Below are 12,481 nucleotides of genomic sequence, written 5' to 3' on the forward strand. Positions count from 1 at the left end.
CTCGGCGTGGCCGTGCCCGCCGCAGGGCCCGCAGCCGCCGCCCTGGGAGCCGCAGCCCCCGGCGGAGGCGCCGGCCTCCGGCGCGGCGGAGGCGTGCGAGCCGCAGCCGCCCCCGGTCGGGGCGGCGGCCGCCACGGCGTCGGCGCGGTGGCGCGGCAGGGTCGTGGTGCCCTGGCCCTCCACCTCGAAGCCGGCGTCGGCGATCATGTCCAGGTCGGCCTGACCGGCCTGGCCCTCACTGGTGAGGTAGTCGCCGAGGAAGATCGAGTTGGCCAGGTGCAGGGCCAGCGGCTGGAGGGTGCGCAGGTGCACCTCGCGGCCGCCCGCGAGGCGGACCTCGACGTCGGGGCAGACGAAGCGGACCATCGCCAGGATGCGGAGGGCCCGCTGCGGGGTGAGGTTCCACTCCTTGGCGAGCGGGGTGCCCTCGAAGGGGATCAGGAAGTTGACCGGCACCGAGTCCGGGTCCAGCTCGCGCAGCGAGAACACCACGTCGACGAGGTCCTCGTCGCTCTCGCCCATGCCCGCGATGAGACCGGAGCAGGCCGACAGGCCGGCGGCGTGCGCCTTCTGCACGGTGTCCACGCGGTCCGCGTAGGTGTGCGTCTTGGTGATCGCCCCGTAGGTGGCCTCGGAGGTGTTGAGATTGTGGTTGTAGGCGTCGGCCCCGGCCTCGCGGAGGCGCTCGGCCTGGCCGTCGGAGAGCAGCCCGAGGCAGGCGCAGACCTCGACCTCCTCGTTGGACTCCTTGATGGCGGCGATGGTCTTGGAGACCCGCTCCACGTCCCGGTCCGTCGGACCGCGACCGCTGGCCACCAGGCAGACCCGCTTGGCGCCGCCCGCGACACCCGCGGCGGCGGCCTCGGTGGCCTCCTCCGGCTTCAGCCAGGTGTACTTGAGGATCTCGGCCTTGGAGCCCAGCCGTTGGGAGCAGTACGAGCAGTCCTCCGGGCAGAGCCCGGACTTCAGGTTGACGAGGTAGTTCAGCTTGACCCGGCGCCCGAACCACTGGCGGCGCACCTTGCCGGCCGCGGCCACCACGTCGAGCAGGTCGTCGTCGGAGGTCGCCAGCACGGCGAGCGCCTCTTCGCGGGTCGGCAGCTCACGCCGGAGCCCCTTGTCCACCAGGGTGTTCAGCAGGTCCATGGGCCTGATCCTGACCTACGGCACCGCCCCCGGCCAAGGAGAGAAGCTACAACTTCGTCTGATCGCGGTGTGTGCATCGCCACACCACCCGGCGCAAGGCCGAAGGCTAGGGTCTGTGGACAGCCGACAAATCGCGAGGACCCCGCCGATGCCCGAGGACGCCACCCCGCACCTGCCCGCCGCAGCCCGCCCCGAGCCGGGCCGCCGGGACGTGTTCGCCTGGATCGACGAGGCCGAGGCGGCCCGGGAGCGGGCCGGACTGGTGCGGACGCTGCGCCCCCGCCCGGCGGTCTCCTCCCTGCTGGACCTGGCGGGCAACGACTACCTGGGTCTGTCCGGCCACCCCGCGGTGACGGCCGCCGCGGCCGAGGCGGCCCGGGTCTGGGGCGCCGGGGCCACCGGCTCCCGGCTGGTCACCGGCACCACCGAACTGCACACGGAGCTGGAGCGCGAACTCGCCGCGTTCTGCGGCTTCGAGGCCGCGCTGGTGCTGTCCTCGGGGTACGCCGCCAACCTGGCCGCCGTGACCGCGCTGAGCGGACGCGGGGCCCTGGTGGTCTCGGACGCCGCGAACCACGCCTCGATCGTGGACGGCTGCCGTCTGTCGCGGGCCGAGACGGCCGTGGTGCCGCACTCCGACCCGGCGGCCGTGGCCAAGACCCTGGAGGCCCACGCGGTGCGCGAGGGCGGTCGGGCGCTGGTCGTGACGGACTCGGTGTTCTCCGTGGACGGGGACGCGGCCCCGCTGGCCGGGTACGCGGCGGCCTGCCGGGAGTACGGGGCGGCCCTGCTCGTGGACGACGCCCACGGGCTCGGGGTGCTGGGCGAGGGCGGGCGCGGGGCGCTCGCGGCGGCCGGGCTCGCCGGGGACCCGGACGTGGTGGCCACGGTGACCCTCTCCAAGGCGCTGGGCAGCCAGGGCGGGGCGGTCCTCGGGCCGGCCCGGGTGATCCACCACCTGGTCAACACCGCGCGGACCTTCATCTTCGACACCGGTCTGGCGCCCGCGGCCACCGGCGCGGCCCTCGGCGCGCTGCGGCTGCTGCGGGCCGAGCCCGAACGGGCCGGGCGGGTCCGGGAGGTGGCCGCGGAGCTGTACGAGCGGATCACCGCGGCCGGCCTGACGGCTGCCAGGCCGGACGCGGCGGTGGTCTCGGTTCGGGCCCCGTCTCCGTCGGCGGCACTGCGCTGGGCCGCCGACTGCCGCGGGGCGGGACTGTCCGTGGGGTGCTTCCGGCCGCCGTCCGTACCCGACGGCATCTCCCGGCTGCGGTTGACCGCACGCGCCGATCTCACGGGGGACGAGATCGCCCGCGCGGTGGACACGGTCCTGCGGACCGCTCCCGCCGCCGGTTCCACGGCCTGACGGGGGACGTGCGGGGTCGTGCCCGACGTGGCGGGGCTAGGGGCGGAGCTCGACGTCGGGCAGGTCGGCCCGGACGAAGAGCAGGAACCCGTCCCAGGCGGGACCCGTGAAGACCAGGGCGGGGCCCTCGGTCCGCTTGGAGTCACGGACGGCCAGCAGGCCGCCCGTCAGGGTCGCCGCTTCGACACAGTTGTTCATTCCCGTACTGCGGCTGCTGCGCCGCCATCGTGCGCCGTTCAGAAGTCCGCCGGTGGATAAGGGGGTTGCGGACATGGTGCCTCCTTACGCGCCGTCAGCGATCCGGCTGATGAGGTCCGACGAGTCTCGGGGCGGGAGGGCGTGCGCCTGGATGGTACGGAATGCGGCGCCGTACGCCTCGATGTCTTCCTTCCGCTCCAGATAGAGGCTACTCGTCAAATGGTCGAGAACAACCACGTCCAGATCGGCGATGTTCGGAAATGAGAAGATGACGAACGGTCCTGTCAGGCCGAGATGACCCCCCACGCTGAACGGAAGCACCTGGAGGCTCACTTGGGGCAGCCGGGACACCTCCGCCAGGTGCCGCAGCTGACCCTCCATCACCTCCGGGCCGCCGATCTGCCGTCGCAGCACCGCCTCGTCGAGCACCGCGCTCAACTCCAGCGGGGGATCCGCGCGCAGCACCGCCTGCCGGGTCATCCGCACGTCCACCAGGGCGTCCACCTTGGGTTCCGGCAGTCCGCCCAGCGCGGCCCTGGTCACCGCGCGTGCGTACGCGGGGGTCTGGAGCAGCCCCGGCACCACCGAGAGCTCCACCGTCCGGGCCGCCTTCGCCCCCGCCTCCAGGCTGATGAAGTCCCGGTACTCCTGCGGCAGCAGGCCCCGGTACTCGTGCCACCACTGCCGGTCCGCCCCGCCGCCACCGGGCCCCGTGCTGGCCGCCGAGGCCGCCAGGGCCTCCAGGAGGGCCCGTTCCCGGACACCGGTCACCCCGTAGGCGTCCAGGAGCAGCCCCACGTCCCCCGGCTTCACGCCACTGCGCCCGGTCTCGATCCGGCTGATTTTCGACTGATGCCAGCCCAGCAATCCGGCCGCTTCGCCACTGGTGAGGCCGCACCGGTCGCGCAGGGCGCGGAGTTCCTCGCCGAGCTGCCGCCGTCGCACCGCGGGACCGTTCTGCATGCCCGTCTCCTCACCTCCGGCGGCGCCCGCGCCGGCTCTGCCGTTCTTACACTCAAATACGGTCTTCCGTAGCAGAGTTCACCGCTTTGAGCGACAGATATATGCAGATCTTGAGGTAACGGGCGCGCGGTCGGGGCACGGGGTGGCAGTCTGGCGCGAAGTACAGATCCGGGGCCGTCCGCGAGGTCGTCCGCCCTGAGCCGGTCCGCCGGCCCCGGTGGGAAAGGGACAGCGCCCATGGCAGACCACCAGGAAGTATCCGTCACTCTGCCCAGCGATCCGGCCTCGGTCCCGGCCGCCCGCGCCCATGTCGCCGAAGCCCTGCGGGACTGGGGGCTGCCCGAGGGGCACGTGACCGGGGACACCGTCCGGCTGATCGTCTCCGAGTTGGCCACCAACGCCGTGCAGCACACTTTCGGCCAGTCCCCGGTCTTCACCGTGGAAGTCGGCCTGGACCGCGGGGAACTGCTGCGGGTCGGCGTCACGGACAGCCATCCGCGCTGGCCGCGCAGGCTGCCCGCCGCCGTGCAGCAGGACAACGGGCGCGGCATGAGGATCATCCGCTGGCTGACGGCGGAGGCCGGCGGCAGGCTCTCGGTCAGCCCGACCGAGGAGGGCGGCAAGACCGTGTGGATCGAGCTGCCCTGGCCCGCCGCCACGGCCACGACCCCCGTCACGGCCGGGCCCGGCCCGCTGCTCTGACCCAGAGGGGCGGAGCGGCGGACCGGGCGGGAATCCGGATCCCTCCGGGTCGCGCGGAGCCGCGGCGGTCAGCCCCGCCCCGCGCGACCCGTGCGGGCGTGACCCGCGTGCCGGCGCGCCGCCGTGCGCCGGGACGGGGTCACGCGCCCCGGATCACCGGACGCGGCCGTACTTGACGCTGGAGGTCCATATCTTCTCCAACCGGACCGTGGAACCGGCCTTGGGCGAGTGCCAGACCTTGCCCGAGCCCGCGTAGATGCCCACGTGGTAGACGCTCCCGCGGGAGTGGAAGAAGACCAGGTCCCCGGGCTTGCGGGCGGTGGATCCGATGCGCGCGGTCTTGTTGTACTGCTGCGCCGCCGTCCGGGGCAGCGTCTTGCCCGCCTGCTTGTACGAGTAGAGCGTCAGCCCCGAGCAGTCGAACCGGGAAGGCCCCACCGCCCCCCACTTGTAGGGGGCTCCCTTCTTCGACGCGGCGGTCTGGAGGGCCTTCTGTGCGGGGGAGACGGCCGCCTCGGCCGTGCCGCTCCCGCCGGGCAGGAGCACGGAGCCCCCGACCACGGCGAGGGTGAGCGCCGAGGCGGCACCCATCCTGGACACGACGGACGGAACGTTCTTGAGCGCGGACATGCGCAACCCTTCGTCAGCCGCCTGTGAAGGATGACCTGTCGGATTCGGGCCTGCGAAGTTCGCCCGGCCGCTCGCGCGGCTTCACCCCGAGGGGCGGGCGGACACGGTGGTGTCCGCCCGCCCCGTACTGCCTGGGTCCTCCACTCCTGCCGATGCACTCCTTCGACCAGGGGTCCGGGTGAGGCGGCAGGACTCGGCGTCCGCCCGGACCGCCCCGCCGCGGCGGCGGGGGCTTGTCGTCCCAGGGATCCTCACCCACGAAATGCCGGAAAACTAAGCCGGATCGGCTCTTTGTGAGAGTCATCACGTCTGCGGTCTTTGGCAGTTCAAGGGTGATTTGCGCCACGTTTGAAGGCGGCCGGAAACGGTCCACCTGCAGGGGAACGGTCGGGGGAGAGGTGACGCGACCTCACTTGTGCGCAACTCGGGGCGCGGTCCGCCTCCGTCGTCCGCTACGCCGAACGGGTGAGGGCGTGTCGACTTCCGTCCACTCCGGGGCCCGGTCCGGGGCGGGCGCGAACTCCGCCGGCCCGGCGCGGAGTGACCGGGTGTCGCGCTCCGTGTACGCTCCGTCGCGATGTTCCCCGCGAAGGTCGTCGCGTTCCGCCGTATACGGAAGTGGCGCACCGGTGTGCCCGTCCGGGTTTCGTCGCCCGCCCGAAACCTGGGTTAACGCCCCCGAAAAGGGTGCGGCCTAACGTCCTTGCGGTGGCGGCTCGGCAAAGCCGCGGTCGCCCGAAGGAAAAGGATCTCCCCGCGAGCGGCAAGGAGATCCTTGGGATGGACATGCAAAGGTCAACAAACTGTTGCAGCCGGTTAGGGTCCCGCTCGGACCGCGGCGAATCCCCGGCCCCGGGCCCCGGTGACAGGCCCGAGCCCCCGGTCCTCCCCGTCGAGGATCCCCCACGAAGCAGGTGACAGCTGTGCAACTGACCCCGCACGAACAGGAACGCCTCCTGGTCCACGTGGCCGCCGACGTCGCCGAGCGGCGTCGCGCCCGCGGCCTGCTGCTCAACCACCCCGAGGCCGTCGCGCTCATCACCGCGCACATCCTGGAAGGCGCGCGGGACGGCCGCACCGTGGCCGAGCTCATGGCCTCCGGGCGCACGGTGCTCACCCGCGCCGAGGTCATGACCGGCATCCCCGAGATGCTGCACGACGTACAGGTGGAGGCCACCTTCCCGGACGGCACCAAGCTCGTCACCGTCCACGAACCCATCGTCTGAAGGGCCGGCACCCGTGATCCCCGGAGAGATCCTCCACGGCGAGGGCCCCGTGCTCCTCAACGAAGGCCTGCCCGTCACCCGACTGACGGTCCTCAACACCGCCGACCGCCCCGTGCAGGTCGGCTCCCATTACCACTTCGCCGAGACCAACCCCGGCCTCGGCTTCGACCGGCCCGCCGCGCGCGGACTCCGGCTCAACATCCCCGCGGGCACGTCCGTCCGCTTCGAACCCGGCATCCCCGTCGCCGTGGAACTGGTCCCGCTCGCCGGGGCCCGCGTCGTGCCGGGCCTGCGCGGAGAGACCGGAGGTCCCCTCGATGGCTGAACTGACCCGCCCCGGCTACGCCGACCTCTTCGGACCCACCACGGGGGACCGGATCCGGCTCGCCGACACCGACCTCCTCATCGAGATCGAGGAGGACCGCTGCGGCGGCCCCGGCCGATCCGGGGACGAGGCGGTCTTCGGCGGCGGGAAGGTCATCCGCGAGTCCATGGGCCAGGCGCGCACCACCCGGGCCGAGGGCGCCCCCGACACCGTCATCACCGGGGCCGTCATCCTCGACCACTGGGGCGTGGTCAAGGCCGACGTGGGGCTGCGCGACGGCCGGATCACCGGCATCGGCAAGGCGGGCAACCCCGACACCATGGACGGGGTGGACCCCACCCTCGTCATCGGCCCCGAAACCGAGATCATCTCCGGCAACGGCCGCATCCTGACCGCCGGGGCCATCGACACCCACGTCCACTTCATCTCCCCGACCCTGCTGGACGCCGCCCTGGCCACCGGGATCACCACCCTGGTGGGTGGCGGCACGGGACCCGCCGAGGGCAGCAAGGCCACCACCGTCACCCCCGGCCCCTGGCATCTGGCGGCCATGTTCGAGGCCCTGGACGGCCACCCGGTCAACATCGGCCTGCTCGGCAAGGGCAACACCACCTCCCGCGAGGCCATGTACTCGCAACTGCGCGGCGGAGCCCTCGGGTTCAAGATCCACGAGGACTGGGGGGCCACCCCCGCCGTCATCGACGCCTGCCTGCGGGTCTGCGAGGAGACCGGGGCCCAGCTCGCCATCCACACCGACACCCTCAACGAGGCCGGGTTCGTGGGCGACACCCTGGCCGCCATCGCCGGGCGCACCATCCACGCCTACCACACCGAGGGCGCGGGCGGCGGGCACGCCCCGGACATCATCACCGTGGTCTCCGAGGCGAACGTCCTGCCCAGCTCCACCAACCCGACCCGACCGCACACCGTCAACACCGTCGAGGAACACCTCGACATGCTGATGGTCTGCCACCACCTCAACCCCGCCGTGCCCGAGGACCTGGCCTTCGCCGAGTCCCGGATCCGGCCCTCCACCATCGCCGCCGAGGACGTCCTCCACGACCTCGGAGCCATCTCCGTGATCTCCTCCGACTCCCAGGCCATGGGCCGCATCGGCGAGGTCGTGATGCGGACCTGGCAGACCGCGCACGTCATGAAGAAGCGCCGCGGCCCCCTGCCGGGCGACGGCCGGGCCGACAACCACCGGGCCCGCCGCTACGTGGCCAAGTACACGATCAACCCGGCCGTGGCCCAGGGCATCGGCCACGAGGTCGGATCGGTGGCCACCGGCAAGCTCGCCGACCTGGTCCTGTGGGACCCGGCCTTCTTCGGGGTCCGCCCGCTGCTCGTCATCAAGGGCGGCCAGATCGCCTACGCGCAGATGGGCGACGCCAACGCCTCCATCCCCACCCCCCAGCCGGTCCTGCCCCGGCCGATGTTCGGCGCCCACGGCCGCGCCCCGGCCCGCAACTCGGTCAACTTCACCGCCGTCGCGGCCTTGGAGGACGGCCTCCCCGAACGCCTCGGTCTCGGCAAGAGCTTCGTGGCCATCGAGAGCACCCGCGGGGTGACCAAGGCCGACATGCGCGAGAACGACGCCCGGCCGCGGGTGGAAGTGGACGCCGACACCTTCACCGTCACCATCGACGGGGAGGCGGTGGAGCCCGCGCCCGCCGCGGAACTGCCCATGGCCCAGCGTTACTTCCTCTTCTGATGAGCCGCGCCACCCTGCTCGTCCTGGCCGACGGCCGCTTCCCCGCCGGAGGTCACGCGCACTCCGGCGGGGCCGAGGCCGCCGTGAAGGCGGGACGGATCACCGACGCCGCGGAACTGGAGGAGTTCTGCCGGGGACGGCTGCACACCACCGGTCTGACCGCGGCGGCGCTGGCCGCGGCGGCCGCCCTCGGCCTGGACCCGGCGGAGCTGGACGCGGCCGCGGACGCCCGTACCCCTTCCCCGGCCCTGCGGACCACCTCCCGGCGGCTCGGCCGGCAGTTGACGCGGGCCGCCCGCGCCGTCTGGCCCGACCCCGGACTCGACCGCGTGGCGGCGGCCTTCCCGCGCGGGGCCCACCAGCCGGTGGTGCTCGGCCTGACCGCCCGCGCCGCCGGACTGGCCCCGGTGGACGCCGCCCACGCCGCCGGCTACGAGGCCGTGAGCGGACCGTCCACGGCGACGGTGCGCCTCCTGGGCCTGGACCCCTTCGAGGCCACGGCCGTCCTGGCCCGGCTCGCGCCCGCCCTCGACGCCACGGCGGAGCGGGCCGTCGCCGCCGCGCACCGGGCCCGCTCCGAAGGGGTGGACGCGCTGCCCGCGGCCTCCTCCCCGCTGCTCGACCTCACCGCCGAACAGCACGCGGCCTGGCCGGTCCGGCTGTTCGCCTCCTGACCGGTACGGCCACCGAGCCGCCACCGGCCCGACCCACCGACGCGCCCTCCCCGCACCACCACCGAAGGGACCGCCCGATGCACCTCGACCACTCCTCCGACTTCCCCCACCGCCACACCCACAGCGCCCCCGCCGTCCGCGACGGGGTCCGGCGCGCCCTCCGCATCGGCCTCGGCGGGCCGGTGGGCTCCGGGAAGACGGCCACCGTGGCCGCCCTCTGCCGGGAGCTGCGCGCCGAACTCTCGCTGGCCGTGGTCACCAACGACATCTACACGCGCGAGGACGCCGAGTTCCTCCTCCGCGAGGCCGTGTTGCCCCCGGAGCGGATCTCCGCCGTGGAGACCGGTGCCTGCCCGCACACCGCCATCCGCGACGACATCTCCGCCAACCTGGAGGCCGTCGAGGAGCTGGAGGACGCCTTCCGCGAGACGCACCCGCTGGACCTGGTCCTCGTAGAGTCCGGCGGGGACAACCTCACGGCCACCTTCTCCCGGGGCCTGGTGGACGCGCAGGTCTTCGTGATCGACGTGGCGGGCGGGGACGACATCCCGCGCAAGGGCGGCCCCGGGGTCACCACCGCCGACCTGCTCGTGGTCAACAAGACCGACCTCGCCCCGTACGTGGGCTCCGACCTGGCCCGGATGGCCCGGGACGCCAAGGAGCAGCGGGGCGACCTGCCCGTGGTCTTCCAGTCGCTGCGCGGCGAGGAGGGCGTGGCCGAGGTCGGCGCCTGGGTCCGGGCCCGGCTGGCGGACTGGAAGGCGCCCCGGCCGTGAGCGTCGGCCCGCCCACGGGACCGGCCGCGCCCACGGCCCCGGCGGCCGGTACCGCCTCCGCCGTCCGCACCGCGCCCGCGGCTCCCGCGGCCCCGGGCGCCGTGCCCCCGCGTGGATCCGCGCCGCTGCCCGCGACCGGGCTCCGCGCCACCGCCCGGATCCGGGCGGTCCGGGACGGTCGGGGCGGCACCGTCCTGCCCCTGCTCGCGGGCGAGGGCCCGCTGGCACTGCGCCGCGTCCGCGGTTCCGGTACCGAGGCCGGCGTGACGCTGGTCGGGGCGATGAGCGCCCCGCTCGGCGGGGACCGGCTCGTCGTCCGGGCCTCCCTGGAGCCGGGGGCCGCACTCCGCCTGACCTCCGCCGCGGCCACCCTCGCCCTGCCCGGCCGGGGCGGCGAACCCGCCCACTACGCGGTGGACCTGGACCTCGCCGACGGGGCCGCGCTGCGCTGGCTCCCCGAACCCCTGGTCTCCGTCCGCGGCAGCGACCTGCGGGTCCACACCCGGATCCGGCTCGCCGCCGGTGCCCGGCTGCTGTACCGGGAGGAACAGGTGCTGGGCCGGGCCGGGGAGGAGTCGGGCCTGCTCCGCAGCCGTCTGACCGCACACCTGGCCGGGCGCCACCTGCTGGACCAGGAGCTGAGCTGCGGCCCCGGCGCCCCGGGGGGCTGGGACGGGCCGGCGGGGCTGGCCGGGCACAGGGCCCTCGGCCAGCTCCTGGTGGTCGACCCGCGGTTCGCCGAGGAGCCGCCCCCCGCGCGGATCCTGGGGGACCACGCCGTCGCCGCCCCGCTGGCGGGACCGGCCGTCCTGGTGACGGTACTGGCCACGGACGCCCTCCGGTTGCGCGAACTCCTGGACTCCGCCACGGAGATGTATGCCTGGTGAACGGCGGTACCGCTCAGCGGTACTCGCCGGTCCGGTTATCGGCTTGGTAAAGAACAGGCCGGCGGTCTGTTGTCAGGGACGGTTCAGGCGAAAGGATCCGTCTGCAGTCAGACCACAACGAGGCCCGTAAGGGCCCCATATGACGCAGGGGGAGTACCACGTGATACGCACAGCAGTGCTCGGCGGAGCCGGCACTCTGATAGCGGGCACGCTCATCGCGGGGGCGGTCGTCGCCCCGTCCGCGCAGGCGGACACCCGGAGCCGGACCACCTCCGAGGCCCGCGGCGTGGCGATCGCGGCGGCCAAGGCCGCCCGCAAGGGCATCGCCTGGAAGGCGTGTCCCGCCGACTGGGGCCTCGAAGCCCCCATCCAGTGCGGCTTCGTCAAGGTGCCGCTCGACTACGCCAAGCCGAACGGCAAGCAGATCGAGCTGGCCGTCGACCGCATCGGCAACACCGGCACCAAGTCCGAGCGCCAGGGCGCGCTCGTCTACAACCCGGGCGGTCCCGGCGGCTCCGGCCTCCGCTTCCCGCGCCGGGTCACCACCAAGAACCCGCTCTGGGCGAACACGGCCAAGGCGTACGACTTCGTCGGCTTCGACCCGCGCGGCGTCGGCCACTCCACCCCGATCTCCTGCATCGACCCGCAGGAGTTCGTGAAGGCGCCCAAGCTCGACCCGGTCCCGGACTCCGAGGCCGACAAGCGCGCCCAGCGCAAGCTCGCCGCCGAGTACGCGGACGGCTGCAAGGAGCGCAGCGGCTGGATGCTGCCGCACATGACCACCCCGAACACCGCGCGCGACCTCGACGTCATCCGCGCCGCGCTCGGCGAGAAGAAGCTGAACTTCCTCGGCGTCTCCTACGGCACCTACATCGGCGGCGTCTACGCGACGCTGTTCCCGACCCACGTGCGCCGCATGATCGTCGACAGCGTGGTCAACCCCTCGAAGAAGAAGATCTGGTACGAGGCCAACCTCGACCAGGACGTCGCCTTCCAGATGCGCTGGAACGACTGGAAGAAGTGGGTCGCCAAGAACGACGCCGTCTTCCACATCGGCAACACCCCCGCCAAGGTCGAGCGCCAGTGGCTCAAGCTGCGCGCCACCGCCAAGAAGAACCCCCTCGGCGGCAAGGTCGGCCCGGCCGAGCTGATCAGCTTCTTCCAGAGCGCCCCCTACTACGACTCCGCCTGGGTGCCCACCGCCCAGATCTGGAGCGAGTACCTCAAGGGCAACGTCCAGGCCCTGGTCGACGCGGCCTCCCCGGACATGACCGACATCCCGGGCAACATCTCCGCGGAGAACGGCAACGCCGTCTACACCGCCGTGGAGTGCACGGACGCCAAGTGGCCCACCAGCTGGAAGCGCTGGGACCGCGACAACACCGAGCTGCACAAGAAGCACCCGTTCATGACCTGGGCCAACGCCTGGATGAACCTCCCCTGCGCCACCTGGAAGTCCGAGCAGCACACCCCCATCGAGGTCGGTGCCAAGCGCGGTCTGCCGCCCGTCCTGATCGTCCAGTCCACCCGTGACGCCGCCACCCCGTACGAGGGTGCCGTCGAGCTGCACAAGCGCCTCGCGGGTTCGCGCCTGATCACCGAGAAGGGCGCCGGTTCGCACGGCGTCACCAGCCTGCTGAACGCCTGCATCAACAGCCGCGTGGACGCCTACCTGCTCACCGGCAAGGTCGACGCCCGTGACGTGGTGTGCGCCCCGCACGCCACCCCGGTCCCGACCGCCGCGGCCGCCAAGGCCCCGGCCCTGTCGGACCTGCCCGCGCTGCCGCAGCGCTGACGGCTCCGGCCCGTCCGCCCCTGCAAGTTGATGGAGACCGGCATGCCCACGCCGACGGTGGTGCCGTCCTCGGGGGTGT

The 12,481-nt window shown here is 73.2% G+C and carries 13 protein-coding genes; 9 read left to right on the plus strand and 4 right to left on the minus strand.

The window, feature by feature from the left end:
• Positions 1 to 1,146: biotin synthase BioB (bioB, locus tag ABTZ17_RS33540; RefSeq protein WP_352199581.1), on the minus strand; the 1,146-nt coding region annotated here is incomplete at its 3' end.
• Between the two features lie 148 nt (positions 1,147 to 1,294).
• On the opposite strand from bioB, the gene ABTZ17_RS33545 reads away from it, so the two are divergent.
• Positions 1,295 to 2,512 (plus strand): 8-amino-7-oxononanoate synthase, encoded by a 1,218-nt coding sequence (locus tag ABTZ17_RS33545; RefSeq protein ID WP_352199582.1) that lies wholly within the window; start codon positions 1,295 to 1,297, stop codon positions 2,510 to 2,512.
• Positions 2,513 to 2,548: 36 nt separating this feature from the next.
• Here ABTZ17_RS33545 and ABTZ17_RS33550 read toward each other — a convergent pair whose 3' ends face one another.
• Positions 2,549 to 2,785 (minus strand): DUF397 domain-containing protein, encoded by a 237-nt coding sequence (locus tag ABTZ17_RS33550; protein WP_352199583.1) that lies wholly within the window; start codon positions 2,783 to 2,785, stop codon positions 2,549 to 2,551.
• Positions 2,786 to 2,794: 9 nt separating this feature from the next.
• Complete coding sequence (locus ABTZ17_RS33555; RefSeq protein WP_352199584.1) at positions 2,795 to 3,673, minus strand: helix-turn-helix domain-containing protein; 879 nt, start codon at positions 3,671 to 3,673, stop codon at positions 2,795 to 2,797.
• Between the two features lie 237 nt (positions 3,674 to 3,910).
• Here ABTZ17_RS33555 and ABTZ17_RS33560 point away from each other — a divergent pair, with 237 nt between their 5' ends.
• Entirely contained in the window at positions 3,911 to 4,375 is a 465-nt protein-coding gene (locus tag ABTZ17_RS33560) for an ATP-binding protein (RefSeq protein WP_352199585.1), read from the plus strand.
• 153 nt (positions 4,376 to 4,528) lie between these two features.
• Here ABTZ17_RS33560 and ABTZ17_RS33565 read toward each other — a convergent pair whose 3' ends face one another.
• On the minus strand, positions 4,529 to 5,005 hold the full coding sequence (locus ABTZ17_RS33565) for a C40 family peptidase (RefSeq protein ID WP_352199586.1): 477 nt from the start codon (positions 5,003 to 5,005) through the stop codon (positions 4,529 to 4,531).
• 923 nt (positions 5,006 to 5,928) lie between these two features.
• Between ABTZ17_RS33565 and ABTZ17_RS33570 the strand changes: the two genes are divergently transcribed.
• From ABTZ17_RS33570 to ABTZ17_RS33600, 7 genes are all read left to right on the plus strand, one after another.
• Positions 5,929 to 6,231 (plus strand): urease subunit gamma, encoded by a 303-nt coding sequence (locus ABTZ17_RS33570; RefSeq protein WP_352199592.1) that lies wholly within the window; start codon positions 5,929 to 5,931, stop codon positions 6,229 to 6,231.
• 13 nt (positions 6,232 to 6,244) lie between these two features.
• Positions 6,245 to 6,556, plus strand: a complete 312-nt coding sequence (locus tag ABTZ17_RS33575; protein WP_352199587.1) for an urease subunit beta — start codon at positions 6,245 to 6,247, stop codon at positions 6,554 to 6,556.
• The gene (locus ABTZ17_RS33580) at positions 6,549 to 8,270 is read left to right on the plus strand and encodes an urease subunit alpha (RefSeq protein WP_352199588.1); all 1,722 of its coding nucleotides are present in this window, start codon (positions 6,549 to 6,551) and stop codon (positions 8,268 to 8,270) included. Before ABTZ17_RS33575 ends, ABTZ17_RS33580 begins: the two co-directional genes overlap by 8 nt.
• On the plus strand, positions 8,270 to 8,944 hold the full coding sequence (locus ABTZ17_RS33585; RefSeq protein WP_352199589.1) for an urease accessory protein UreF: 675 nt from the start codon (positions 8,270 to 8,272) through the stop codon (positions 8,942 to 8,944). Before ABTZ17_RS33580 ends, ABTZ17_RS33585 begins: the two co-directional genes overlap by 1 nt.
• Before the next feature lie 77 nt (positions 8,945 to 9,021).
• Positions 9,022 to 9,720, plus strand: coding sequence for an urease accessory protein UreG (gene ureG, locus ABTZ17_RS33590; RefSeq protein WP_352199590.1), 699 nt, complete (start codon positions 9,022 to 9,024; stop codon positions 9,718 to 9,720).
• A gap of 125 nt (positions 9,721 to 9,845) precedes the next feature.
• Entirely contained in the window at positions 9,846 to 10,607 is a 762-nt protein-coding gene (locus tag ABTZ17_RS33595; RefSeq protein ID WP_352199593.1) for an urease accessory protein UreD, read from the plus strand.
• Between the two features lie 160 nt (positions 10,608 to 10,767).
• Positions 10,768 to 12,402, plus strand: a complete 1,635-nt coding sequence (locus ABTZ17_RS33600; RefSeq protein WP_352199591.1) for an alpha/beta hydrolase — start codon at positions 10,768 to 10,770, stop codon at positions 12,400 to 12,402.
• Positions 12,403 to 12,481: the final 79 nt, after the last annotated feature.

It is taken from the genome of Streptomyces sp. NPDC097619, assembly GCF_040302735.1.
GTDB lineage: Bacteria > Actinomycetota > Actinomycetes > Streptomycetales > Streptomycetaceae > Streptomyces.